The sequence below is a fragment of the Bradyrhizobium japonicum USDA 6 genome, from assembly GCF_000284375.1.
GTDB lineage: Bacteria > Pseudomonadota > Alphaproteobacteria > Rhizobiales > Xanthobacteraceae > Bradyrhizobium > Bradyrhizobium japonicum.
On record NC_017249.1, the window covers coordinates 329,262 to 355,023 of the forward strand.

At 64.9% G+C, this 25,762-nt stretch carries 22 protein-coding genes; 10 read left to right on the plus strand and 12 right to left on the minus strand.

Annotation, left to right across the window (positions count from 1 at the left end; genetic code table 11):
• Nucleotides 1–73 precede the first annotated feature (73 nt).
• On the minus strand, nt 74–1,123 hold the full coding sequence (locus BJ6T_RS01515; protein ID WP_014490520.1) for a LysM peptidoglycan-binding domain-containing protein: 1,050 nt from the start codon (nt 1,121–1,123) through the stop codon (nt 74–76).
• 193 nt (nt 1,124–1,316) lie between these two features.
• On the opposite strand from BJ6T_RS01515, the gene BJ6T_RS01520 reads away from it, so the two are divergent.
• Together BJ6T_RS01520 and BJ6T_RS01525 are read left to right on the plus strand one after the other, a co-directional pair.
• Complete coding sequence (locus tag BJ6T_RS01520; protein ID WP_014490521.1) at nt 1,317–2,012, plus strand: hypothetical protein; 696 nt, start codon at nt 1,317–1,319, stop codon at nt 2,010–2,012.
• 157 nt (nt 2,013–2,169) lie between these two features.
• Complete coding sequence (locus tag BJ6T_RS01525) at nt 2,170–4,833, plus strand: bifunctional diguanylate cyclase/phosphodiesterase (protein ID WP_014490522.1); 2,664 nt, start codon at nt 2,170–2,172, stop codon at nt 4,831–4,833.
• A 34-nt stretch (nt 4,834–4,867) separates the two neighbouring features.
• Here BJ6T_RS01525 and BJ6T_RS49080 read toward each other — a convergent pair whose 3' ends face one another.
• Both BJ6T_RS49080 and BJ6T_RS46895 read right to left on the minus strand, forming a co-directional pair.
• Entirely contained in the window at nt 4,868–4,990 is a 123-nt protein-coding gene (locus tag BJ6T_RS49080; protein ID WP_014490523.1) for a hypothetical protein, read from the minus strand.
• 86 nt (nt 4,991–5,076) lie between these two features.
• Nucleotides 5,077–5,253 carry a hypothetical protein gene (locus BJ6T_RS46895; protein WP_014490524.1) on the minus strand — a complete coding sequence of 59 codons (177 nt, stop codon included), beginning with the start codon at nt 5,251–5,253 and terminating at the stop codon, nt 5,077–5,079.
• Between the two features lie 143 nt (nt 5,254–5,396).
• Here BJ6T_RS46895 and BJ6T_RS47910 point away from each other — a divergent pair, with 143 nt between their 5' ends.
• The 3 genes from BJ6T_RS47910 (at nt 5,397) to BJ6T_RS01535 (ending at nt 7,850) form a co-directional block, all read left to right on the plus strand.
• Nucleotides 5,397–5,534, plus strand: coding sequence for a hypothetical protein (locus tag BJ6T_RS47910; RefSeq protein ID WP_155256734.1), 138 nt, complete (start codon nt 5,397–5,399; stop codon nt 5,532–5,534).
• Between the two features lie 124 nt (nt 5,535–5,658).
• Nucleotides 5,659–6,774 carry a lactonase family protein gene (locus BJ6T_RS01530; protein WP_014490525.1) on the plus strand — a complete coding sequence of 372 codons (1,116 nt, stop codon included), beginning with the start codon at nt 5,659–5,661 and terminating at the stop codon, nt 6,772–6,774.
• 188 nt (nt 6,775–6,962) lie between these two features.
• Entirely contained in the window at nt 6,963–7,850 is an 888-nt protein-coding gene (locus tag BJ6T_RS01535; protein ID WP_014490526.1) for an efflux RND transporter periplasmic adaptor subunit, read from the plus strand.
• A 162-nt stretch (nt 7,851–8,012) separates the two neighbouring features.
• Here BJ6T_RS01535 and BJ6T_RS01540 read toward each other — a convergent pair whose 3' ends face one another.
• Nucleotides 8,013–8,864 carry a caspase family protein gene (locus BJ6T_RS01540; RefSeq protein ID WP_014490527.1) on the minus strand — a complete coding sequence of 284 codons (852 nt, stop codon included), beginning with the start codon at nt 8,862–8,864 and terminating at the stop codon, nt 8,013–8,015.
• A gap of 421 nt (nt 8,865–9,285) precedes the next feature.
• On the opposite strand from BJ6T_RS01540, the gene BJ6T_RS01545 reads away from it, so the two are divergent.
• The 3 genes from BJ6T_RS01545 to BJ6T_RS01555 all read left to right on the plus strand — a co-directional run bounded on the left by BJ6T_RS01545 (nt 9,286) and on the right by BJ6T_RS01555 (nt 13,250).
• On the plus strand, nt 9,286–11,013 hold the full coding sequence (locus tag BJ6T_RS01545; protein WP_014490528.1) for a hypothetical protein: 1,728 nt from the start codon (nt 9,286–9,288) through the stop codon (nt 11,011–11,013).
• Between the two features lie 159 nt (nt 11,014–11,172).
• A complete protein-coding gene (locus BJ6T_RS01550) occupies nt 11,173–11,898 on the plus strand; it encodes a thermonuclease family protein (protein WP_014490529.1) in 726 nt (241 codons plus the stop codon).
• Between the two features lie 164 nt (nt 11,899–12,062).
• Nucleotides 12,063–13,250: a pyridoxal-phosphate-dependent aminotransferase family protein gene (locus BJ6T_RS01555; protein WP_014490530.1), complete on the plus strand. Its 1,188-nt coding sequence runs from the start codon at nt 12,063–12,065 to the stop codon at nt 13,248–13,250.
• A 175-nt stretch (nt 13,251–13,425) separates the two neighbouring features.
• On the opposite strand, the gene BJ6T_RS01560 is transcribed toward BJ6T_RS01555, so the two are convergent.
• Nucleotides 13,426–14,529, minus strand: coding sequence for a hypothetical protein (locus BJ6T_RS01560; RefSeq protein WP_014490531.1), 1,104 nt, complete (start codon nt 14,527–14,529; stop codon nt 13,426–13,428).
• Nucleotides 14,529–15,965, minus strand: a complete 1,437-nt coding sequence (locus tag BJ6T_RS01565) for an MBOAT family O-acyltransferase (RefSeq protein WP_014490532.1) — start codon at nt 15,963–15,965, stop codon at nt 14,529–14,531. Before BJ6T_RS01565 ends, BJ6T_RS01560 begins: the two co-directional genes overlap by 1 nt.
• A gap of 229 nt (nt 15,966–16,194) precedes the next feature.
• Here BJ6T_RS01565 and BJ6T_RS01570 point away from each other — a divergent pair, with 229 nt between their 5' ends.
• Entirely contained in the window at nt 16,195–18,300 is a 2,106-nt protein-coding gene (locus BJ6T_RS01570) for a S9 family peptidase (RefSeq protein WP_014490533.1), read from the plus strand.
• 122 nt (nt 18,301–18,422) lie between these two features.
• Here the strand turns inward: BJ6T_RS01570 and BJ6T_RS01575 are convergent, their stop codons facing one another.
• From BJ6T_RS01575 to BJ6T_RS01600, 6 genes are all read right to left on the minus strand, one after another.
• The gene (locus tag BJ6T_RS01575; RefSeq protein WP_014490534.1) at nt 18,423–19,514 is read right to left on the minus strand and encodes an SMP-30/gluconolactonase/LRE family protein; all 1,092 of its coding nucleotides are present in this window, start codon (nt 19,512–19,514) and stop codon (nt 18,423–18,425) included.
• 74 nt (nt 19,515–19,588) lie between these two features.
• Nucleotides 19,589–20,308: a ribonuclease activity regulator RraA gene (locus BJ6T_RS01580; protein ID WP_014490535.1), complete on the minus strand. Its 720-nt coding sequence runs from the start codon at nt 20,306–20,308 to the stop codon at nt 19,589–19,591.
• A 126-nt stretch (nt 20,309–20,434) separates the two neighbouring features.
• Nucleotides 20,435–22,174: an L-arabinonate dehydratase gene (araD, locus tag BJ6T_RS01585; protein WP_014490536.1), complete on the minus strand. Its 1,740-nt coding sequence runs from the start codon at nt 22,172–22,174 to the stop codon at nt 20,435–20,437.
• The gene (locus BJ6T_RS01590) at nt 22,171–23,034 is read right to left on the minus strand and encodes an ABC transporter permease (protein ID WP_014490537.1); all 864 of its coding nucleotides are present in this window, start codon (nt 23,032–23,034) and stop codon (nt 22,171–22,173) included. Before BJ6T_RS01590 ends, araD begins: the two co-directional genes overlap by 4 nt.
• Nucleotides 23,035–23,045: 11 nt before the next feature.
• Nucleotides 23,046–23,807: an ABC transporter ATP-binding protein gene (locus BJ6T_RS01595; RefSeq protein ID WP_014490538.1), complete on the minus strand. Its 762-nt coding sequence runs from the start codon at nt 23,805–23,807 to the stop codon at nt 23,046–23,048.
• Nucleotides 23,807–24,826, minus strand: a complete 1,020-nt coding sequence (locus BJ6T_RS01600) for an ABC transporter substrate-binding protein (RefSeq protein WP_014490539.1) — start codon at nt 24,824–24,826, stop codon at nt 23,807–23,809. The genes BJ6T_RS01595 and BJ6T_RS01600 overlap by 1 nt, the downstream gene beginning before the upstream one ends.
• A gap of 95 nt (nt 24,827–24,921) precedes the next feature.
• Between BJ6T_RS01600 and BJ6T_RS01605 the strand changes: the two genes are divergently transcribed.
• A complete protein-coding gene (locus BJ6T_RS01605) occupies nt 24,922–25,638 on the plus strand; it encodes a GntR family transcriptional regulator (protein WP_014490540.1) in 717 nt (238 codons plus the stop codon).
• Nucleotides 25,639–25,762 lie beyond the last annotated feature (124 nt).

The following is a 25,762-nucleotide window of genomic DNA, read 5'->3' on the forward strand; positions in this document are numbered from 1 at the left end:
GCTTGGGAACCGAAAGTTCCGGAGAGACGGAGGGCAAAGCGTCGCAACGCGCACCGGCGTTGCCGATGCGACCTCAATCCGCCTTCCGCGGCACCACAAAAGTCTGGCCGGGATAGATCAGGTTGGGGTTGTGAATCTTGCCGCGGTTAGCGTTGAAGATCACCGCGTAGCGGGCGCCGTCGCCGTAAGCGAGCTTGCTGAGAGCCCACAGGCTGTCGCCGCGGGAGATCACCCGGCTGCCGCCTGCTTCGGCCGGTGGACCGCTGATGATTTCCGCCGGCGAGGCCGATGCAACGGTCGTGGCCGCGGGCGCTCGCGCCATGACCCTGGGTTTCGGTGCACCGATAAATCTCGGCTGAACCGTGGGCCTGTCATGCGCCGATGCCTGGCGCGACGATGCCGACGGCAGGGATGCCACGACATCAGACTTGTCGTCGGGCTTCTCGGCCCGCTTCGGCGCTTGCGCCGGCTCCTGCCTCGCGACCGGCGCGGGCGGCGGCGCGGCTTCGGCGATGGTCACCGGCATGCTGCGGCCCGATTGCGTAACGGTACCATCGGGCGCTTTCGCCCGCAGGGTCAGTTCATAGGAACCGGCGGGAAGCTGTGACGGGGTCATCACGAACTGGCCCGAGGCATCGGCGACCACCGTATCGAGCGGCTTGCCGTCGCGCAGCAGCTCGACCTGTGCACCCGGCGCAGCGCGACCCGCGATCACCGCCGCCTCGCCGTGATCGTCGACGCGCGCGACGTCGAACCGCGGGCCGGTATCGGTCGTGGCTGCCGGCGGCTTGGCCGGCACGAGATCGGCCAGCGCGGTGGCCTGCTTCTGCGTCTCGGCCAGCGCATCGACCTTCGGCGCGGAGGCCGGGAGCGCCGATGGCGCAGGCGGCGCGGCGGCGAGCTTTGGCTCGTCCGGCTTCGGCTCTGGCTTGGTCTCGGCCTTAATCTCGGCCTTGGTCTCCGCCTTGGCTTCGGGCTTTGCCTCCGGCTTGGCGGCGACGGCGGTCTCGGTCTGCGCGCCGCCCGGCAGCAGGCGGCGCAGCTCGGTGGGACCGATCACCAGCACGGTACCGCCCACCGCGAGCAGGCAGAATGCAATGAAGGCCTTGGAAGCGGTGATCATCAGACAGTGAACCCTTGGATCGCAAATCAACCGAGACCGCCAAATTGCGCCGATTTGGCTGCGGCAGCAAGACGATCATTGGGATGATGCGCCTTTCGCTCCGGCACGCCCGGCGTGAACCGGCGGGGCACCGACGGCGTCAAATCATCGAGGCCGCGTCGCGGTCATTCTTTAAGCTTTAAGGATTTTTCCCGTGACCGCATTTTGCCGTCGCGCACCATGGCTGGCGCTTGTCCTGACACTGGCCGCCCCTCCGGCGGTCGCCGCATCCGGCCCGCCGCCGGACTACATCCTCACCAACAATGCCGGCCTCGCCTTCACCTCGCCCGATGGCGCCACCAGGATCGAGCAGTACATGAAGGACGGCGGGGATTGGGACGTCAAATGGCAGGCCTGGGCTCGCCGCGGCGAGCAGATGACGGAGCTGAAGCCCGAGCAGGGCTACGGGGCCGGCTTCCGCTTCACCAGCGACTCGCAATGGCTGGTGCGGATGCAGAAGACCGGCTCGGGCGAGCAGGATCTCTTTCTCTACCATGTCGAGAAGGGCGCCTTCGCGAGCGCGACGAAGAAGCCGCTCAGCAATCTCGCCTGGGCGTATTTCTACGGCCGGCCGGAGACGAAGAAGTTCGCCAAGCTCGACTTCCACATCTCGGCCAATCTCATGGAGGGTACGGAAGAGGCCTATCGCTCGCTCGGCATGGACTGGCCGAACAACCGCTACCTCGTGATCTCGCTGTCGGGCGAATATGACAATCATCCCAAGAACGTCGCCATGAAGGGACTGGGCGGCTGGCGATGCCGCTATGATCTCGAGACCGGAAAGTTCGACGTACCCGAGACGTTCGCCAAGAAGAATGCGGAAGCCTTGAGGTGGGAAATCCGCCGATGATCCCCGGAATCGCGTCACCGTAACCCCGGCCTGCAGAACTCTCGCCGATCGAGGGAAACCAACCCTCTGATTCCGTTCCGATTCATGTTTTCCTAACCCTTACTGGTAACGGGCTCTTGTCGGTTTTGCTGCATCTTGCATCCCACGGGAGGGCTGGATGGGCACATCAATTCGATGGACCACGCGCATGCGCGCGTTGCTCCGCCGTTGGCAGGGCGCGCCGCTGACGTGGCTGATCGCCGGCGGCTTCGTGCTGATGGTCGCGATGGCCATCGGCACCGCGCTCACCGTCGATCGTTTCCGGCAAAATGCGATCGAGAGCGGCCGCGACAGCCTGGAAAACTCCGTGCGCATGCTCGCCCGACATTTCGACCGCGAATTCGAGGACTTTGCGGTGCTCCAGAAGAGCGTCATCGCCGAGCTCGAAAGTCACGGCATCGCATCCGCCGATGTCTTCCGCAGCGAGATGGCCACGCTGGCCATGCATGAGGTGCTGCGCGCCAAGGCCAGCGGCTGGTCCGACGTCGCCGGCGCCAACGTGTTCGATTCCAACGGCGTGCTGATCAACTCGTCGCGGCGCTGGCCGGTCGCCGATATTTCGGTCGCCGACCGCGGCTACTTCAATCGCCTCAGGAACGATCCGGCCTCGCAGGAGGAGATCGAGGTCGTGCCCGGCCGGCTCGGCAGCGGAGCCGCGATCGTGTTCGCGCGGCGCGTCTCCGGCCCCCACGGCGAATTCCTCGGCATGGTGTCGCGGGCCATTTCGCCGGAACAGCTCGAATCCTTCTTCGCCTCGGCCGGGCTCGGCGAGGAATCCTCGATCGCGATGCACCACCAGAATGGCCAGCTGCTCGCGCGCGTTCCGCATGTCGACGCGATGATCGGACAGAATTTTCGCAACGGCATGCGCGAGCAGATGGCGGTGTTCGAACGCACCTTCGTCACGACGCAGCTCGCCAGCCCGATCGACGGCAAGGACCGCATCGTCGCCGCGCGCCTCCTCACCGGCGAGCCGCTGGTCGTGGTCGCGACCAAATCGCTGGACGCGACGCTGGCGACCTGGCGGACGCAGACAAAATTCTTCGTCGCCGTCGCCGTGCTGTCGATCGGCCTGCTCGTGCTCACGCTGTTCCTGATCTTCCGCCAGATGACGCGCCGGCTCGCCGCGGAGAAGCAGCAGCTCGACACCGCGATGAACACCATGACGCAAGGCCTGTTGATGTTCGACCGGGACGAGCGCCTGATCGTCTGCAACCGGCGCTACATCGAGATGTACGGGCTGTCGGCCGAGGTGGTGAAGCCCGGCGCCTATTTCCGCGACGTGATCCAGCATCGCCATGACACCGGATCGTTCCACGGTGACGTCGCGTCCTATTGCGACGACATTCTGAGCAATACCGGGCGAACCCAGAGCGCCGTCGTCGAGACCGCGGACGGCCGCCTGATCGAGATCAAGAACCAGCCCGGCGCCGCCGGCGGCTGGCTCGCGACCCACGACGACGTCACTGAACGCATCCGCGCCGACGAGCGCATCGCGCATATGGCGCATTACGACGCGCTGACCGACCTGCCCAACCGCGTGCTGATGCGCGGCCATCTGGAGCGCCGCATCGCGGAGCTCAGCCAGGGCCAGCCGTTCGCGATCCTCTACATCGACGTCGACGAGTTCAAGGGCGTCAACGATTCGCTCGGCCACGAGGTCGGCGACGAGCTGCTCCGCCAGGTCGCCAACCGCCTGCGCGCCTGCGTCAGCGGCAACGACCTCGTTGCGCGGCTGGGCGGCGACGAATTCGCCATCGTCAAGGCCGGCACCAGCGACCGGGCCGAGCTGACGGCGCTGGCGGAAAACATCCTGAAAGCGCTGCGTACGCCCGTGGACTGCAAGGGCCAGGAGATCCCGACCGATGCCAGCATCGGCATCGCGATCGCGCCCGATCACGGCGACAATCTCGACGATCTGCTCAAGCGCGCCGATCTTGCGATGTATGCCGCGAAGTCCGAGGGCCGCCGCACCTTCCGCCTTTTCGTGCCCGAATACGACGCCAAGGCGCGGCTGCGCCGCCAGCTCGAGCTCGACCTGCGCCAGGCCCTCGCCCGCGGCGAGTTCGAGGTGCATTACCAGCCGCTGGTCGATCTCGCGGCCAATGTGGTCAACGGCTGCGAGGCGCTGTTGCGCTGGCGCCATCCCGAGCGCGGTATGATCTCGCCCGCCGATTTCATTCCGGTCGCGGAAGAGACCGGAATGATCGGCGAGATCGGCGAATGGGTGCTGAAGCAGGCCTGCACCGAGGCGGCAAGCTGGCCCGGCGATGTCCACGTCGCGGTCAACGTCTCGCCGGTGCAGTTCCGCGCCAGGACGCTGGCGCTCAAGGTTGCAGCCGCGCTCGCGGAGTCAGGACTTGCCCCCGGACGGCTCGAGCTCGAGGTCACCGAGACCGTGCTCATCCGCGACGACGAGGAGGCACTGACGATCCTCCAGCAGCTGCGCGAGCTCGGCGTGCGCATCGCGCTCGACGATTTCGGCACCGGCTATTCGTCGCTGAGCTATCTGCATCGCTTCCCGTTCGACAAGATCAAGATCGACCGCAGCTTCATCAGCGACATCGGCCAGTCCGAGGATTCCTCCCCGATCGTGCAGGCGGTGGTGCACATGGCGGCCGCCCGCCACATGGCGACGACGGCCGAAGGCGTCGAGACCGAAGCCCAGCGCGAGGTGTTGCGGCAGCTCGGATGCAGCCAGATGCAGGGCTGGCTGTTCAGCCCCGCCGTGCCGGCGGCGAAGCTGAGGCAGCTGCTGTCGGCGCAGGCGGTGGCGGCTTAGATCGGCCAGCCAACGTTCCGGGAGGTGCGAAGGTTCACATCAGCCGTTTTGCGGCACGCACTTCGGCGATTTCGGCATCGGGATGGCTAACGATGGTGGCGACCCAGATGCCGCTGATGATGAGCGACCAGGCGGTGTTCCAATAGATCCAAAACACGTGGCAGCCTCCGGTTCGACCTCGTCCGCTTGCGGGATCAGCATAACGGCAAGGCGAGGCTGACGTTCCCGGCGCGAAATACGGCGCTATTTCTGTTTGGTCGCCGGCGGCGTGCGATCGGTTTGGCCGGTGTGGCGCTTTGCCACGACGTCCTCATCGCGCGGCCCCTCGCGCGGGCGCGGCGGCGGCTTGGGCTGGCCTTTCTGGCCGCCATGCTTGCCGCCCATGTCGGGCTTGCCTTCTAGGTCGTTGTCACGCGGCATATGGGTCAATGCACTCCCGCGGCATTGGTTCGCAATGCCGATGCGATGTTGTGCCTGTGAACGAGTTCATAGGATCGTCGCCGTTTGCAGTGCACGATCATGCCCGGACCCCGGGGCTTCAAACGACGGATGGACTTGGTCTGATGCGGAAACGATTGGTCGCCTGGACCATTTTGACCTGCGCGCTGCTGGCGGTGGCCGTGTGGGGACTGCTGGGGGCACCCGACACTGCGCCCGGCCCGCATCTGCCCTCCCGCAGCCAGACGGCCGCAGTGCGGTAGCGACCCGCGCGACCGATACAATTTCGGCATCGATCGATCCCAACTGGAATTTGGTACGGCGGCACAGCTACCGCTATCCTGCACGACAAAACGACAAGGCCGTAACGCTGTCTGGAGGAGCCCCATGTTGAGACCGACACGTCGCATCGCGCAACGCGCTGCGATCGCCACCACCCTCGCCTTCCTCACCCTCGTTCCTGGAGTCCGCCCCGGCATGGCCGAGACCTTCGCCTATGTCGGCAACGCCGACAGCAACGACATCAGCGTGTTCAAGCTGGCCGAGAGCGGCGAGATGACGCCGGTGCAGACCGCCGCCTTCACCGGCGTCGACAAGCCCGGCTCCTCGACGCCGCTCGCGATCACGCCCGACCATCGCGTACTGATCGCCGGCGTGCGCTCGCAGCCATTCCTCGCGGTGAGCTTTGCGATCGATCCCAAAACGGGCCAGCTCAGCCCTATCGGCAACGGCCCGCTCGCCGACAGCATGGCGAACATCGCCGTCGACAGCACTGGCAAATTCCTGTTCAGCGCCTCCTATGGCGGCAACAAGGTCGCGCTGAATCCGCTCAGCCCGAACGGCGTCGTGGCCGAGCCGAAGCAGGTGATCCCGACCGGGCTGAACGCGCACGCTTTCCTGCCCTCGCCTGACAACCGCTTCGTGTTCGCGACCAATCTCGGTTCGGATCAGGTGCTGACCTTCGCGTTCGATGCAGTGGCGGGCACGCTGACGCCGAACGACCCGCCGGTGACCAAGGTGCCGGAGAAATCGGGGCCGCGCCACTTCGTGTTCCACCCCAACGGCAAGTTCGTCTATCTCATCCATGAACTGAACGGCGACGTCGCGGCGTTCAGCTATGAGGCCAAGAGCGGCGCATGGGACGAGATCCAGCGCACCACCGCGCTGCCGGAAGGCTTTTCCGGCAAACCCTGGGCCGCCGACATCCACATCACCCCGGACGGCCGCTTCCTCTACGCCTCCGAGCGCACCACCAGTACGCTCACCGGCTACAAGGTCGACGCAACAAGCGGCAAGCTGACCACGATCGGCAGCGTGCCGACCGAGAAGCAGCCGCGCGGCTTCCACATCGATCCGTCGGGGCGTTACCTCGCCGCGGTCGGCGAGCTCTCCGACAGCATGACGGTTTATGCGATCGACCAGAGCAGCGGCGCGCTCGCCAAGCTGAAATCCTATCCCACCGGCAAGAAGCCGAACTGGGTGGAGTTCTTGAGTTTGCCGTGAAGCTACTTTCCTACCCTCCCCCTCAAGGGGAGGGTAGGGGGCGGCGAACCTCTTGGCTCTCGCCACGACTAATCTACCAAGCGGCATCGCGCCGCCTGCGCTGCGGCATTCTCGTCCGGCCGGCCCATGGTCCGCCGCGGTTGCTTCTGCTAACGATGAGGCCGTCAGGGCCCCAACCGGAATGACCGATGCGTCCATTGCCTGCGCGTTCCTTTTCCAAAAAACTCGTTGCTCTCGCCGGACTGGTTCTGCTGTCCGCCCAGCCCGCGCGCGCCGCCGATGACGACGCACCCAAGGGGCCTGCGGTCACGGTGCTGAAGGTCGCAAAATCCTGCTTCTCCGACATCGTCGAGGCCACCGGCACGATCATCGCGCGCGAGGAGACCTCCGTGCGGCCGGAACGTCCCGGCCTGAAGGTCACGGACGTGCTGGCGGAAGCCGGCGACACCACCACGGCCGGCCAGGTGCTGGCACGGCTGGCGCTGCCCGAAGGCGGCACGCTTCAGGTCACCGCCCCCGTGGCGGGCGTGATCGCGACATCGACCGCGCAGATCGGCAACCTCGCCTCGGCCAAGGGCGAGGCGCTGTTCACGATCGTGGCGCGCAGCGAATATGATCTGGTCGGCCTGGTCGCGACCACCGATATCCGGAAGCTCGCAGTCGGGCAGCAGGCGACAGTGCGCATTGCCGGCGCGGGCGATCTCGACGGCAAGGTGCGCCGCATCGGACCGACCGTCGAGCCGAACATCCAGCAGGGCATGGTCTATATCGGCATCTCCTCGCAGAAGCGGCTGCTGCTGAACGCGAGCGGGCGCGCGCTGATCAAGACCGGGCAGAGCTGCAACGTCGCGGTGCCCCTAACCTCGGTGCAGTACTCCACCGCCGGCACCGTGGTGCAGGTGATCCGCCGCAACCGCGTCGAGACCAAGCGGGTCGAGATCGGGCTGATGTCGGGCGGCAATATCGAGGTTCGCGACGGCCTCAACGAAGGCGATATCGTCGTCGCCCGGGCCGGCGCTATCCTGCGCGAAGGCGATCCGGTGCGCCCGGTGATGGCCACGGAAGCCGCGAAGTAGGGTTTCGCCGCACTCGTCATTGCGAGGAGCGAAGCGACGAAGCAATCCAGAGTCTTTCCGCGAAAAGATCCTGGATTGCTTCGCTTCGCTCGCAATGACGATGTGGGGGAAATGCGCGCGAAGCACGCATGCCGCAGGGTGGATTAGCCCTACAATTTGCGGCTAGCCACCGGCTGCTTCGCCGAAATGGACGTCCTCGAGCAGCGAGGAGGAGATGGTCGGGACCTGGTCGCCTTCGGAGGCGCGGGAGATCGCGACGCGGGTCTTGTTGAAGACGCTTTCGGCGCTGCCCTGCGCATTGAGGTTGGTGAGGAACTCGCTGACCAGCACGCTGTGCTCGCCCTTGCCGTCGTCGACGACCTTGCCGGGCGAAGCCGAGGACAGGATCAACGCGTTGTCGGGCGCGCTGATCGGCGCGAGGCCGTGGCTGTAGGAGCGGAAGCGGCGCTCGTAGGGGTTACGGCGGGAGGCGTCGACGACGACGAGCTTGGCCTTGGCGCCCTGCTCCTTCATCATGTCGAGCACGCCGTCGATGGACACGCCCTGGCGGCGAACGTCGCTTTCCCTCCAGATCACGGCATCGACCGGCAGCATGTAGCTCTCGCGGCCGGCCTGCACGCCGTAACCGCCGAAGAACAGCATGACGACGGTGTCGCGCTTGATCCGGGACTTCAGGCGGTTGACGGCGCGGACCATGTCGTCCTTGGTGGCGTCTTCCACCATGTCGACATCAAAGCCGTTCTTGCGCAGCGACGAGGACAGCGCGCGGGCGTCGTTGATCGACTGCGTCAGCGGCGCGCTGGCGTCGGGATAATGTCCATTGCCGATGACGAGGGCGAGGCGGGACGACTGGCCGATCGAGCCGGTGACCTGGTCGGTCGGTACGGCCTTGGCGGCATCGATCGCGCGCATGTTGAGGGCAGCATGGGCGCCGATCACGAGCGACACCGTGCCGATGAGGGCTGCGGCCACCGCGATCGTACGTCTGGAAAGCTCGAGCTGCCTTACATTCATCTCGGTTCGTTCCTGTGCCAAAGACCAGCCAAGCGCGCGCACAATGTTTGAGTAGCGCGATGGTGGCTTCAGGTTTGAGGGATTGGCCGGGGATGTGCCCCCGAACTGCGCGCAATTTGCGGCGCCGCACCAAACAAACCCTTAACCGGATATGGCCTCGCGGGCAATAGATTGCCCAAAAATTGATCTAACCTGCTGAATATATTGGTTAATTCAGCAGGCCAATTTTCGCCCTTCTTATGCCTCCCCGTCGCCTTCCGGGCCCTGATCGAGCAGCCCTCGTGCCTGATCTTTCCGTAACCACCATCACATTTGTATTTTCTGCGAATCCGGGTAGCCTTTTCAAAGACTTGCAGGGGGTGGCGCGCAGATGGGAGCGCGCCGGCCGGCCCCCGGCCAAGGCCCCGCGACCAGGTATTTCATGAGCTTTCATTATTTTGCCGGCGCCGCCTGCCGGGCGCTGACGGCGCGAAAAGACGGCCCCTCGCTTTACGACGTCTGCGATCCCGTATTGTCGGGCCCAGCCAGCGGCGATCCGCATCTGGCCAAGTTCTACAAGACCGCACTCGGCAATCCCGCATTGCGGATCCTGCTCCGTCGCGCCGGGCTACCCGAGCTGCGCGACGAGGCGAAGCTGACCCGGCTTCGCGCGGCGCTGGTGCGGGCGCGCGACGACGCCGAGCCCGACTGGGCGGCGGTCGGCCAGCCAATCGCCGATCTCGTCGACAGCATCGCGCTCGATCATCCGAAACCGCCGCCGGCGATATTCACAGGCCTGGCGCCGCAACAAGCGCAGATCGACGGCGTGATCCGCGACTGCGCGCAGCATCTGCTCGGCTCGTACCGCAAGAACGGTTTCCTGCCGACCTATGCCGCCTTCAACCTGATCGGCGACCCCGATGTCCGCGGGCGCGAGCTGACCATGGCGCTGACGGGGCTGAACGCGCGCGGTTACAAGAACTCCTCGCTGCTGTTCAACCTCGCCCGCGTCTTCATCGCGCGCACACATGCAGCGGCCGTCGTCAATCCGCCCTGGAGCGGCATTGCCGAGCCGATGTGGGAGCCGGTGCAGATCCGACACCGCTCGGCCTATTACGACGCGTTCTTCATCGAGGCGCTGCTGAGCTATGTCGAGACCGGGCTCGCCTCGCCGGCCGACAAGATTGCGGCCGAGCGTGCGATCGCCAACATGGTCGATTTCTGCGTCAACATCAGCCGCGAAGAGGTCGAGGGTATCGACGGCACACGCTTCAATGTCATCACCGCGCTCGCGCCGGCGCCGCATCCGCGCTTTTCCCGCTACTTCGCCCAGATCAAGCAGGACCTCGGCTTCGGCGTCTACGTGCCGGATTGCGACACCACGGCGTGCTCGATCTCGGCAGCGACGCAAGCCGGCTGCACCGATCCGATCATCGACCAGCCGCTGCTGGACTTCTATTCGGGCTATCAGGTGCTCGCCGGCGTCAACGAACCGCGCGTGACCGTGCCGCTCAACGACAACATCGACTACGAGGGCGGCGTCGCGACCTGGATCGACAACCTCAAGGGCGAGCGGCCCTACGGCAACGATCTCGATCCGACGCTCAATCTCGACATCCTCGAGGTGAGCTTCCGCAACCTCGCGCGCTGGAAGGTATTGGAGACGCCGGCGCGGCTGGCCACCGTGCATCGCATCATCGGCTTCCAGAAGCGCCTCGCCGCCAGCGGTGCCTTCGCCAATCCGCGCTCGCACATCTATTATCTGCCCGAGCTCTACAGCGCCTATTTCGGCCGCTGCTATGCGGCCTTCCTGGCGCTGCCGCTGGCGGCGCAGGCGGCGATCGACCCCGACGGCGATTTCGATTTCATCCGCCATCGCGTGCTCTCCTACGTCAAGGGCGAGCTGATGGCCGCGGAGATGAACGTGTTCGACGCGGCGCTGGCGCTGATTGCACTCGGCCATCTCGGCGCCGACCCGCGCGCCTTCGCGCCGGCGCTGAACGTGATCGTCGAGAACCTCGGCGAAGGCGGCCGCCGCGGCCCGTTCCGCGCCTATGAATGGAACAAGATGAAGACGCCGACGCGGATTCTGGTCGGCGGTCCCGAGGTGACGTCGGCCTTCGTGCTGATGGGGCTGGCCGTGGCGAAGCGGGCGATGGCGCGGGGATGATGAGTCCTCTTACCCTCCCCCTCAAGGGAAGGGTAAGCGAAGGCCCGCCACAATGACGGGAAGTTGAAAGCTCAATCGTTGGGCAGGCGCTGGCCGGGCGGCCAAAAGCCGACCACAATTGCCGGGTCTATCGACATTTTTCATCACGCGCGGACCGGCATGTTGCGAAAATTCCTGATTGCGCTGTCTTTGCTCGCCATCCCCTCGCTGGCCGAGGCCGCCGACATCACCGGGACCGCAAAGGTCCGCGCCGGCGATTCCGTCCTGATCGGGAATACGCGGATCCGGCTCGGCGGCATCGACGCGCCCGCGGTCGATCAGCTCTGCCTCAATACGAAAACCGAGCGCTGGACCTGCGGCATCGCGGCGCGCGACGAACTCGCCAAATACACCGAAGGCAAGAACTGGGTCTGCCACGCCCGCGCGATCGACCGGCGCGGCCGCACCGTGGCGCGCTGCGAGGTCGGCGGTGAGGACATCCAGAAATGGCTGGTGCGCAACGGCTGGGCACTCGCCTACACCCGCGTCTCTCGCGACTACGAACCCGACGAGGCCGCCGCGCGCGAGGCAAAGGCCGGCATGTGGCAGGGCGCCTTCATCGCGCCGTGGGACTGGCGCGTCCGCAACAAGAAGACCCCCATCCTGGGCGCGACCAAGCCGCCCGAGGGCGCGCATGCGGTGCTGCTCGCCTCGGCCTCCGGGCCGGTCGCGCCGTCGCCGGACTGCACCATCAAGGGCAACGTCAACACCGCCGGCGAGTGCATCTATCACCAGCCGACCAGCCGCTGGTACACCCAGATCAAGATGAAGATCAGCAAGGGCACCCGCTGGTTCTGCTCGGTGGAAGAGGCCGAAGCCGCCGGCTGCCGCGAAACCAAGAGATAAGTGCATGGTCCGGAAAAGTGTGAGGCGTTTTTCCGACAAGACCATGCTCGAAGCAAAAACCACCCCAGACCTGCGTTTTGCGTGCTTTTCTTGGGCTTCCACGGCGCGTAGAACGTGAGTCAGCGACCCACCAGCCTGTTCTCAAGCAACAAGGACCAACAGCAATGACCGTTCGCGCGGGCCGGGAATTTCTGGCCATCCCCGGGCCCACCACGATGCCCGACGAGGTGCTGCAGGCGATGCATCGTCCGGCGATCGACATCTACTCCAAAGAGATGCACGGGCTGACCGATACACTTCTCGCAGACATCTCGAAGCTGTTCGCGACCAAGGGCAAGTCCTACATCTACATCGCCAACGGCCATGGCGCCTGGGAAGCCGCGCTGAGCAACGTGCTGTCGCGCGGCGACAAGGTGCTGGTGCTGGAGAGCGGGCGCTTCGCGATCGGCTGGGGCAACGCCGCCGCCCTGATGGGCGCCGAGGTCGAGGTGCTCAAGGGCGACTGGCGCCGCGCGGTGCGGCCGCACGAGGTCGAAGAGCGCCTGCGCCGCGACAAGGAGCACACCATCAAGGCCGTCGTCGTCGTCCAGGTCGACACGGCCTCGGGCGTGCAGAACGACATCGAGGCGATCGGCAAGGCGATCAAGGCGAGCGGCCATCCCGCGCTGTATATGGTCGACACCGTCGCTTCGCTCGGCTGCATGCCGTTCGAGATGGACAAATGGGGCATCGATGTCGCGATGTCCGGCTCGCAGAAGGGCCTGATGACGCCGCCCGGCCTCGGCTTCGTCGCCGCCAACGCGCGCGCGCTCGAGGTGCAGAAAAAGGCCAACATGTCGACGCCCTATTGGAGCTGGAGCGAGCGCGAGGGCACCGAGAATTATCGCAAATATGCCGGCACCGCGCCGGTGCATCTGCTGTTCGCGCTGCGCCAGGCGATCGACCTGCTGCACGAGGAAGGGCTGGAGAACGCGTTCCGCCGCCACAGCCTGCTCGGCGAAGCCGCGCGCCGCGCCGTCGCCGCCTGGTCGGAAGGCCAGGTGCTCGGCTTCAACGTCGCGGAGGCGAGCGAGCGCTCCAACACCGTGACCACGGTAACCATGAGCAACGGTCATGATCCGGCGCTGCTGCAGCGCTATTGCAAGGACAAGTGCGGCGTCGTGCTCGGCACCGGCATCGGCGATCTCTCCGGACAAGCCTTCCGCATCGCCCATATGGGCCACGTCAATGCGCCGATGCTGCTCGGCACGTTGGGGGTGGTCGAGATCGCCCTGAATGCGCTGAAGATCCCGCACGGCAAGGGCGGGCTGGAAGCCGCGGTCGCGTATCTCGGCGAGCAGGTGGCGGTGTAAGGCGGGCTCCGCTGTCGTCCCTGCGAAAGCAGGGACCCGTACCGCGTGATCTGTCGATAAGGCGCGGTGCCAGTACCGAGGGCCTTTCCACCACGAGTCTTCGCCAAACTCCTCCCTGTGGTCATGGGTCCCGGATCTGCGCTTCGCTTGTCCGGGACGACAGCGGAGTGTTTGGTTACGGCCGCGGCACGCGATACGCCTCGATCTGCGACTTGAGCTCTTCGAGCGATCTTAACGGCGCCTCGGGATCGACGCGATACTCTCCGCGCGCCAGCCATTTCAGCACCATCGCATCGACCGTCGGCGAATGGTGGATGACGTCGCTGTAATTGCCGAGATCGTGCGTCACCTCCCTGGTCGCGCGGAAATCGTACAAACGCACATTCGGAAGCTGCGTCAGCCGCTCGGCGATGCGCGCGGTGAGGTCGGTGACGATCTTCAGCGTCGCAGGCGAGGCATCGCGCATCGCGACGAACTGCAGGATCGAATAGGGCGGCAGGTAGATGTCGAAGGTCACGTCGGGATGACGCGTGATCAAGCCGACGGCGTCGCGTTCGAAATGCCGGAGCATGGCGTCGTAACCGTAGCCTTCGCCGAGGAAGCGGCTGCGCACGGGGCTCGTGATGTAGGCGAACGAGGCAAGCGTCTTCTTCGCATTATAGTCACGCGCGACGTCGAAATCGCGCGGCAGCGCGTAGATGTCGTCGACGTCGGACAGCGCGAACTTGACGGGCAGAAACGGCGCCGCCTGGGTCAGCTTCTGCTGCAGCGGCGGTATCGACCGCAGCAACGCGAACAGGGATTCCTTCGCCATCGCGGCGCTGAACAGATAGGACGCGATGCCCTTCGTTGTCTGGCGATAGAGATCGACGGACAGATAAGGATCGGCCTCGATATCGGCTGCATCGACAAAGATGAAATCGTCCATCGCCCAGATCACGCGCCGGGTCCCGCGCTCGATCGCCCGTTCCAGCACAAAACCCTGCTGGCGCGAATTGGACCCGGTCATTGCCAGCTTGAGCGAGTGGACGCCAAGCGCGCGATCGATGTCGCTCTGGCGAAAATGGATCGCGAGCGAGGTCCCCATGAAGGCGGTGTCGAACGACTGGCTGCGGATCAACCCGGCATTCTGCACGCGCGTGTCGTCGGAATAGAAGGCCAGTCGCGACGGGCGAAACAGTTGCAGGGGATCGACGAGATAGGTGAGCACCGCCGCGCCCAGCACGCAGGCGATGCTGGCGAGCAGAAGACGCCTCAGATGTGTGAAAGTCCCCCGCATCAGAACCGGAAATAGATGAATTCGCTGTGGCTCTGGATGCCGAGAATCCCGAGAGCGAGCACCAGCGACGCGCCGTAGAGAATCAGCGGCCGCATCCGTCCTGCCGGCAGGGCCTCGCCGACCCTGCGATTGTCGTGATCGTATCCCATGATCGCTTGCGTGTTCGGCGTCAGCCACACCAGCGCGGCGTAGATCGACACCAGAACCAATGCGGCGATCTCCTCGCGGCCGAGGACGATATTCGACGGATCGGCCATCGCGTGGAGGACGCGCAACGCCCAAGTAACGCTCTCGGCGCGGAAGAAAACCCAGGCCACGACGACGGCGAGGAACGTCAGCACGGCTCCGACGATGCGGACCGGGCGCACGAGCAATGTCGGGACGTTGGGCACCAGCGCGTTGAAGGCATGATTGACGCAGAGATAAGCGCCATGCAGCGCGCCCCAGGCGACAAAAGTCCAGGCCGCGCCGTGCCAGAGCCCGCCGAGCAGCATCGTGATCATCAGATTGACGTAGCGCAGGACGCGGCCACGGCGATTGCCGCCGAGCGAGATGTAGAGATAGTCGCGCAGGAATTGCGACAAGGTCATGTGCCAGCGGCGCCAGAACTCGACGATGCTGGTGGCCTTGTAGGGTGAGTTGAAATTCACCGGCAGGAAGATGCCGAACATCAGCGATATCCCGATCGCCATGTCGGAGTAACCGGAGAAGTCGAAATAGAGCTGGAACGTGTAGGCGAGCGCACCACACCAGGCCTGATCAAAGCTCGGCGAGCGCGCCTCGAAGGCGAGCGCCACCAGGGGCTGGATGCCGTCGGCAAGGCAGGTCTTCTTGAACAGGCCGATCGCGAAGATGACGATGCCGCACAGGATCAGGTGCTCGTCCGGATGCTTGGTCTCCTTCCGCTCGAATTGCGGGATCATGTCCTTGTGGTGGAGGATCGGCCCCGCGATCAGATGCGGAAAGTAGGTCACGAACAGCGCATAGTGCGGCAAGGCGTAACGCGCGACCTGGCCACGATAGGCATCCACCAGGAACGCGATCTGGGTGAAGGTGTAGAAGGAGACGCCGACAGGCAGCAGGATGTGGACCGCGACATGCGTGCCGGCCAGCGCATTGATGTTCTCGGCGACGAAGCCGGCATATTTGAAGATGCCGAGCACGAGGAGGTCGCCGACGACGCCGAGCGCGAGCGCCGCCTTTCGTTGCATTGTGGCGAGCTTCGCCGCGATCAGGAGATGACCGACGCCGTAGTTGAAGGCGATCGAGATCAGCAGCAGGGCCACGAACTGCCAGCTGCCGATGGCGTAAAAGGCGAGCGAGGCCAGCGCCAGCCAGATCACCGGCGCCAGATTGCTGCGCCGCCCGAGCCAGAAATAGCCGGCCAGCACGGCCGGCAGGAACAGCAGGATGAACGGGTAGGAATTGAACAGCATCAGGCTGGACCGGCGGCGGGGTATCGCCCCTAAAGCATACAAGGGGGCGATCAACAACCCGGCGACTTGGCGCAGTCCTTGGCGCAGCGGCGCTGGCAATTCGCGGAATCGGGACGATATAAGGTGGAACACGGCGAGCGATGCGGCGCGCCTTTCTTCTCCCTCTCCCCGTTCTTACGGGAAGAGGTAAAGAGGGAGCGCAGCGCGAGTACGAGATGATGAGGACCGAGTGACCCAAGCCAAGACACCTTCCCAGCCCCCCGTCGCCCCGCGCCGGCCGCATTCCTTCACGCGGCACGGCATCACCGTGACCGATGACTATGCCTGGCTGAAAGACGAGAAATGGCAGGAGGTGCTGCGCGATCCCGCCGTGCTCGATCCCGACATCCGCAAATATCTCGATGAAGAGAACGGCTACACCGAGAGCCTGCTCGGCCACACCTCGTCACTTCAGAAGACGCTGGTGCGCGAGATGCGCGGGCGGATCAAGGAGGACGATTCCAGCGTGCCCTCGCCCGACGGCCCGTTCGCCTATTTCCGCAGGTTTCGCGAGGGCGGCCAGCACGAATTGTTCGGCCGCATGCCGCGCGACGGTGGCGAGGGCCATATCGTGCTCGACGGCGATGCGCTCGCCAAGGACCACAAATATTTCAAGTTCGGCGGCAGCCGCCACTCGAACGATCACAAGCTGCAGGCCTGGAGCGCCGACACCAAGGGCTCGGAGTATTTTTCCATCCGCGTCCGCGACTGGGCCACGGGCAAGGATCTTGACGATTTGGTCGAGGAGACCGACGGCGGCGTCGTCTGGAGCAAGGACTGCAAGAGCTTCTTCTATGTGAAGCTCGACGACAACCATCGCCCGATGCAGGTGTGGCGGCACAGGCTCGGCACCAAACAGGCCGACGACACGCTGGTCTATGAGGAGCAGGATCCCGGCTGGTTCACCCATCTGCACGAGAGCACCAGCGGCCGCTTCTGTGTGATCGCGGGCGGCGATCACGAGACCTCGGAGCAGCGGCTGATCGATCTCGCCCATCCCGAAGCGCCGCCGCGCCTGGTCGCAGCGCGCGAGGACGGCGTGCAATATTCGCTGGCCGACCGCGGCGACGAGCTGTTCATCCTGACCAATGCCGACGACGCCATCGACTTCAAGATCGTCACCGCGCCGCTTGGCGCGCCCGAGCGCAAGAACTGGCGCGACCTGATCCCGTATCGTCCCGGCATCTACATCATCGACCTCGATCTCTATGCCGGCCATCTGGTGCGGCTGGAGCGCGCCAATGCGCTGCCGTCGATCGTGATCCGCGATCTCAAGACGAGTGAGGAGCACGCCATCGCCTTCGACGAGGCGGCCTATTCACTTGATACAATGGGCTCCTACGAATTCGAGACGACGAATTTGCGCTTCTCCTATTCGTCGATGACGACGCCGTCGGAAGTCTATGACTACGACATGGTCAAGCGCACGCGCACCTTGCGCAAGCGCCAGGAGATTCCGTCCGGCCACGATGCGGCCGACTATGTCACCACGCGCATCATGGCCAAGGCGCATGACGGCGCCGAGGTGCCGGTCTCGATCCTCCATCGCCGCGGGCTGAAGCTCGACGGCTCGGCGCCGCTGCTGCTCTACGGTTACGGCTCCTACGGCATGGCGATGCCGGCCTCGTTCAACGCCAACCGGCTGTCGCTGGTCGACCGCGGTTTTGTCTACGCCATCGCCCATATCCGCGGCGGCGCCGACAAGGGCTGGGGCTGGTATCTCGACGGCAAGCGCGAGAAGAAGACCAACTCGTTCGATGATTTTGCCGCCAGCGCCCGGGCGCTGATCGATGCGCACTACACCAGCGCAAAACGCATCGTCGGCCATGGCGGCTCGGCCGGCGGCATGCTGATGGGCGCGGTGGCAAACCGCGCCGGCGAATTGTTCGCAGGCATCGTCGCCGAAGTGCCGTTCGTCGACGTGCTCAACACCATGCTCGACGACACGCTGCCGCTGACGCCGCCGGAATGGCCGGAATGGGGTAACCCGATCGAGAGCGAAAAGGATTTTCGCACGATCCTGTCCTACTCGCCGTACGACAATGTCGCTGCGAAGGACTATCCGGCGATTTTGGCGATGGGCGGCCTGACCGATCCGCGCGTCACCTATTGGGAGCCGGCGAAGTGGATCGCGCGCCTGCGCGCCACCATGAAAGGCGGCGGCCCGGTCCTGCTGCGCACCAACATGGGCGCCGGCCATGGTGGCGCGTCGGGGCGGTTCGATCGGCTGGATGAAGTCGCGATCGTGTACGCGTTCGCGCTGTGGGCGGCGGGGATGCCGGAGGCCGGGGTGTAGCCCCTTGTAGGGTGGGCAAAGGCGCATCGCGCCGTGCCCACCATCTTTCTGCGATTGTGACGAGAGCGGTGGGCACGCTTCGCTTTGCCCACCCTACGGCAGCTTAGCTGGTCACCTCTGCCTCACACCGCGCCGTGCGCCTCGACGTACAGCGCGTACACCGAATGGCTGCTCGCCATGTACAGCCGGTTGTTCTTGGGGCCGCCGAAGCAAAGATTGGCGCAGCGTTCCGGCAGCTTGATGAAGGCGAGCGGCTTGCCTTCAGGGTTGAACACCATCACTCCGTCGAGATCTTCGGACTTGCCCCTGAGCTGAAACACCCTGCGGCCGCCGATATCCGTTGGTTCGGCTTGCAGCGCGCCGTTGGAACCCCAGCCGCACCAGAGATTGCCGTCGCGGTCGACGCGGAAACCATCGAGCGAGGCCTGGTCGGCGGCGTCGATCAGCTTGGTCTTGCCGCTCAAGGCACCGTCGTCGCCGACATTGTAGCTCCAGATGCTGCGGTTGGGCGTGCCCTTCCATTCGACGATGTAGAGCTTCTTCTCGTCCGGCGAGAAGGCAAGGCCGTTCGGATTGACGAGGTCGGTGAGGACGGCGCTGATCTTGCCGTCCTTGGCGATGCGGTAGACGTTGGTGGTGGCCTGCTCGGCCTTCTCCTTCTTGCCTTCCCACTCGCCGTTGATGCCGAACAAGGGATCGGTGAACCAGATGCTGTCGTCGGACTTCACCACGATGTCGTTCGGCGCGTTCAGCCGCTTGCCCTCGAACTTGTCGGCAAGAACCGTGATCTTGCCGTCCTTCTCGGTGCGGGTGATGCGGCGGGTGACGGAATGCTCGCAGGTGACGAGGCGGCCCTGGCGATCGCGCGCATTGCCGTTGGCGTAATTGGCGTTGGCGCGGAACACGCTGGTCTGGCCGCTCTTCTCGTCGAACTTCATGATCCGGTTGTTGGGAATGTCCGAGAACAGGAGATAACCGCCTTCGGGGAAATAGGCGGGGCCTTCGGCCCAGCGCATGCCGGTCGCGACCTGCTCCACCGTCGAGGAGTAAAGCCGGTATTTTCCGAAGCTCGGATCGAGGATCTGGACGGCGGGATCGGGGTAGCGCTGGTTGGGCGTGAACGGAAACGACTGGGCACCGGCGGCGCGGGCCAGAAGTGCGGAAGCCGCCGCCGCACCGGCGCCGGCCATGAGACTACGTCGCGTGAAATTCATAAGTATCCTCCCTGCTCGATAAAAGGCCGGCGCTTGATGCGCCGGCTCGTTTCTTGACGTGACTTAGCTTCGGCCTAGCGGCCGTTCTTCTTCCGCCATTCCGCGAAATCGGTGAGCGTCTGCGGATCGGTGGCGGGATAGAGACCGAAGATACCGCGACCTTTGCCGACCTCCTCGGTGACAAAATCCTCGAACGCGGTCATCTCGAAGGTTTCGTTCGCGATCTCGTCTGCGAGATGCGCGGGGATCACGATGACGCCGTCGGCATCGCCGAGGATGACGTCACCCGGAAACACCGGCGCATCGCCGCAGCCGATGGGGACGTTGATCTCGATCGCCTGGTGCAGCGTGAGGTTCGTCGGCGCCGAGGGACGATGATGGTAGGCAGGAATGCCGAGCTTGGCGATCTCGGCGGAATCGCGAAAGCCGCCGTCCGTCACGACGCCGGCAACGCCGCGCTTCATCAACCGCGTCACCAGGATCGCGCCGGCGGAGGCCGCGCGCGCGTCCTTGCGGCTGTCCATCACCAGCACGCTGCCGGGCGGACAATCCTCGACCGCCTTGCGCTGCGGATGGGAGCGGTCCTTGAAGACGTCGATGGTGTTGAGGTCCTCGCGCGCCGGCATGTAGCGCAGCGTGAAGGCCTCGCCGACCATGGTCGGCTGGTCGGCTCCGAGCGGATGCACGTCCTGGATCATCTGGATGCGCAGGCCGCGCTTGAACAGTGCGGTAGCAACGGTGGCAGTGGAGACGGATTTGAGCTTGTTGCGGGTAGCTTCGGAAAGTTTGGTCATCTCGTGCTCTCTCATCTTCGTCATTCCGGGATGCGCCGGAACGGCGCAGGCCCGGAATCCATAACCACGATCGTGAGTATGGATTCCGGGCTCGCGCCAAGCGGCGCGCCCCGGAATGACAGGTGGCTAATAGATGGACGGCTCGCCGATCGGCGCGCCGAAATCGGTCTCCAGGAAGTCGAAGTCGCAGCCGTCATTGGCCTGCTTGATGTGCTTGGTGAACATCCAGCCATAGCCGCGCTCGAAGCGGCGCTCGGGCTGCTTCCAGGCGGCGCGGCGTTTTTCGAGCTCGGCTTCGCTCACATCGAGATTGATGGTGCGCGCGGCGACGTCGAGCGTGATGCGATCGCCGTTCCGCACCAGCGCCAGCGGGCCGCCGATGTAGGACTCCGGCGAGACGTGCAGAATGCAGGCGCCGTAGCTGGTGCCGCTCATGCGCGCGTCCGAGATTCGCACCATGTCGCGCACACCCTGCTTCACGAGCTTGGTCGGGATCGGCAGCATGCCCCATTCCGGCATGCCGGGCCCGCCCTGCGGCCCCGCATTGCGCAGGATGAGGATGTGATCCTCGGTAACGTCCAGGTTGGGATCGTCGACCGCCTTCTTCATCGATGGATAGTCGTCGAACACCAGCGCGGGTCCCGTATGCTTGAGGAAGCGCGGCGCACAGGCGGAGGGTTTTATGACACAGCCGTCGGGCGCGAGATTGCCCTTGAGCACGGCAAGCGCGCCCTCCTTGTAGATGGGATTGTCGACGCCGCGGATGACATCGGCATTGTGCACTTCGGCGCCTTCGATGTTCTCGCCAACCGTCTGGCCCGTGACGGTGATGCAGTCGAGATGCAGATGCGGCTTGATCTGCCCCATCAGCGCCGGCAGGCCGCCGGCATAGAAGAAGTCCTCCATCAGATAGGCATCGCCGCTCGGTCGGACGTTGGCGATCACGGGCACCTTGCGGCTCGCCTTCTCGAAATCGTCGAGGCCGATGTCCTGGCCGGCGCGGCGAGCCTGCGCGATCAGATGGATGATCGCGTTGGTCGAGCAGCCCATCGCCATGGCGACGGCAATTGCGTTCTCGAACGCCTTGCGGGTCTGGATCGTCTTCGGCGTCAAATCCTCCCACACCATCTCGACGATGCGCCGGCCGCATTCAGAGGCCATCCGGATGTGGTTGGCGTCGGCGGCCGGAATCGAGGAGGCGCCGGGCAGCGTCATGCCGATGGCTTCCGCGATCGCGGTCATGGTCGAGGCCGTGCCCATGGTCATGCAAGTGCCGTAGCTGCGCGCAATGCCGGCTTCGATATCGAGCCAGTCCTTGTCGGAAATCTTGCCGGCGCGCCGCTCGTCCCAATATTTCCAGCCGTCCGAGCCGGAGCCGAGCGTCTTGCCCTTCCAGTTGCCGCGCAGCATCGGCCCCGCCGGCAGATAGATCGCCGGGATGTTCATCGAGGTCGCGCCCAGGAGCAGCGCCGGGGTGGTCTTGTCGCAGCCGCCCATCAGCACCACGCCGTCGACGGGATGGCTGCGCAGCAGCTCCTCGGCGTCCATCGCCAGCAGATTCCGGTAGAGCATCGTGGTCGGCTTCAAGAGCGATTCCGACAGCGACAGCGCCGGCAGCTCGATCGGCAGGCCGCCGGCCATCAGGATGCCGCGCTTGACGTCGTCGACGCGCGACTTGAAGTGCATGTGGCAGGGCTGCGCGTCCGACCAGGTGTTGAGGATCGCGATGATCGGGCGGTCCTTCCACTCCTCCGGGGCGTAGCCCATCTGCATAGTGCGGGAACGGTGGCCGAACGAGCGCAGGTCGTCGGGCGCGAACCAGCGCGCGCTGCGGAGCTGGTCGGGCGTGATTTTCTTCTTGGTCATGATTGGGTGCCCCATTTCTGGACCGTATTCCGCTCGATGGCGCGGAAGATCAGGTTCTCGACAAAAAGCCCGATGATGATCACGGTCAAGAGGCCCGCGAACACTGCGGGTATGTCGAGGAGATTGCGGTTCTCGAAGATGAACCAGCCGAGCCCGCCCTGCCCCGAGGACACGCCGAACACCAGCTCGGCCGCGATCAGGGTGCGCCATGCAAAGGCCCAGCCGATCTTGAGGCCGGTGAGGATCGAGCCGAACGCCGCGGGAATCAGGATCTTGGCCACGTAAGGCAGCCCGCGCAGGCCGTAATTGCGTCCGACCATGCGCAACGTGTTCGACACGCTCTTGAAGCCGGAATGGGTGTTGAGCGCGACCGGCCACAGCACCGAATGAATCAGCACGAAGACGAGACTGCCGTTGCCGAGCCCGAACCAGATCAAGGCGAGCGGCAACAGCGCGATCGCCGGTAACGGGTTGAACATCGCCGTGACCGTTTCCAGGAAATCGGTGCCGATCCGCGTCGAGATGGCGAGCACGGTAAAGATCGCGGCCAGCACGATGCCGGCCGAATAGCCCATGAACAGCACCTTCAGCGAGGTCCAGGCGCGCATCGGAATGGTGCCGTCTTTCACGCGGTCGTACAGCGTAGCGATCGTATCGTGAAGGGTTGGAAACAGCAGGGGATTGTCGAGAAAGACCCCGTAGGCCTCCCAAACGGCCGCGAGGAACAGGATGATCACACTCTTGCGGACAAAACCGTCGTTCCACAACAGCTCCGGCACGCTCAGCTTGCGCTCGACCTCGCCCGCACCGCCGGTCACGGCGACCGACGCGTCACGCAGCAATATTCTCGCTTCGCCCATGACAGGCTCCCCTAGTGCGACGCGGCTTCGGCCGCGAACAGGAGATCGTGGATCTCCTTCTCCAGCCGGCCGGCGCTGCCGTCTCCATTCGAGACCTTGTCGACATCGACGACCTCGGCCTTGACGCGGCCGGGATGCGGCGACAGCAGCAGGATGCGGTTGCCGATGCGGATCGCTTCCGCAATGGAATGCGTCACGAACAGCACCGTGAACTTGGTTTCGTTCCAGAGCTGAAGCAGTTCGTCCTGGCAGGTGCGGCGCGTCAGCGCGTCGAGCGCTGCGAACGGCTCGTCCATCAGCAGGATATCGGGCTCCATCGCCATGCCGCGCGCGATCGCAACGCGCTGCTTCATGCCGCCGGACAGCGTGTGCGGATAGGCATCGACGACGCGGGTGAGGCCGACCTTCTCGATATAGGACCGCGCGCGGGCTTCAGCGTCCTTGCGCGACAGTTTTCGCGCGGTCAGCAACGGGAACATCACATTGGCGAGCACGCTCTTCCAGGGCAGCAGCTGGTCGAACTCCTGGAAGATCATCATGCGGTCGGCGCCCGGACCATGGATCTCGCGATCGTTGATGGTCATGCGGCCCTCGCTCGGCGTCATGTAGCCGCCGACGGCCTTGAGCAGGGTCGACTTGCCGCAGCCGGACGGCCCGAGCAGCACGAAGCGGTCGGACCTGTCGACAGTGAAGCTGACCCTTTCGGTGGCGGTGACGACCGCGCTGGAGGTCTTGTAGCGCAGCGTCACCCCGTTGACGTCGAGCAGCACCATCAGTTGCCTTTCAGGTCGTGCGCGACGGGGAGATAGTAGTCGGTCCAGGCCTTGGGCTGGTTCTTCAGCGTGCCGGTCCTGAACAGATGGGCTGCGAACTTCATCGTGCCCTGCGGCTGGAGATTCCATTCCATCATGCCGGGCTCCTTCAGGAGATCGAGCAGCTCTTCCACCGAGGTCTTGTCGCCCGTGATCTCCTTGTAGATCTCGACCGCCTGCTTGGTGTCGCTGCGGATCAGATCCTGCGCTTCCTTGGTGGCATCGCGCACCGCCTGGATGATCTTCGGATTGGCGTCGGCGAATTTCGTCGTGGTGAAGAACTGGGCCTGGCTCAGCGGGCCGCCCATCACATCCGGCGAGTTCAGCACGACATGCGCGCCCGGCACGTTCTTCAGCTCGAGGAAGGTGAAAGGTGGGATCGAGAAGTGGGTGTGCACCTCGTGCTTGGGATTGGACAGCGCCGCATAGGCGTCGGGATGGCCAAGCTGCACGGTGTTGGCGTCCAGCTTCGACCATTGGTCGGCGCCGAAGGCCTCGGCGGCCGCGATCTGAAGCACGATCGCCTGCGTTGAAACCTTCACCGTCGGCACCGCGATCTTGTCGCTCGGACCAAAATCCTTGATCGACTTGATGTTGGCGTCGCGGGTGATCAGCGTCATCGGCTGCGCCGAGGTCGCGACGATGCCCTTCACGCCGCCGCGGGTGCGGTCCCACAACAAAAGAAGATTGCCGGTGCCGGTGTTGAGGATGTCGACGCCGCCCGCGAGCAGCGCATCGGTCTGCGCGCCGCCGCCGGAAAAGGTCACCCATTTGGTGGTGACGCCGGGTACGCCGAGCGAAGCTGCGTGCTTCTCGATCAGCTTCTGCTTTTCCATGATGTGGCTCGGCATGTAGAAAATGCCGGGCTGGCGCGACAGCGAGATCTCGGATTTCTGCTGCGCATGCGCCGCGGATGCCGGCAGGACGGTTGCGGCGATCAGGGCGGCAGCCGCAAGCTTGCTACGAAGATGCTTGATCATTGTTGTGTGTTTCCTCCGGGTGCGCGTCGCGCTGCGTTGACCCTGCTGATGCACTAATATATTAGTGCATCAAAGGCAAGCCCGCGGGACCCGCCATGGAAGCAACCCATACCGCGCCGCGCGCGGCAAAGACCGCTTCGACCCGGCTCGACCGCGCCCGCCAGGCCGCGCCGCAGGTGTTCGAGCGGCTGCGCAATGCGATCATCGCCCTGGAACTGCCGCCGGGCGCGCCCCTCTCACGCGCCGAGCTTGCCGGCCAGTTCGGCGTCAGCTCGACACCGGTGCGCGATGCGCTGATGCGCCTCGAGGAAGAGGGCCTGGTCGACGTGTTTCCGCAGCACGCAACTGTCGTCAGCCGGATCGACATCAGCCGCGCCGAGCAGGCGCATTTCCTGCGTCAGGCACTGGAACTGGAGATCGTCCGCCTGCTCGCGGCCGGCAGGGACGCGGCGCTCGTGGTCCGCCTGGATCACGCCATCGCGCTACAACAGCAATTTGCCAAGGCCGGCGACTTCGAGGCCTTCATGGCCGCCGACAACGACTTCCACGCGCAGCTCTACGCCGCCGCCGGAAAGCAAGACCTGTGGACGCTGGTGCGCAGCCGCAGCGGACATATCGACCGGCTGCGCCGGCTGCATTTGCCCTCGCCCGGCAAGGCCCAGAACATCGTCCGCCACCACAAGCTGATCACGCGCGCGATCGAGGCCGGAGAGGCCGATGCCGCGCAACAGCATCTGCGCAAGCACCTGTCGGGCACGCTCAGCGAGCTCGACAGGATCCGGAGCCACCATCCCGAATACCTGACCGATTAGGCGCGCGACACGATCCGGGCGTGCGTCAGGGACTCCATGTGCACGTAAGCATGCATATGGCCGACCTCGCCGGAAGCGCGCGAGGTGGACAAGGTGTCGGCCGCGAAGTGCTTGCAGGCCGGAC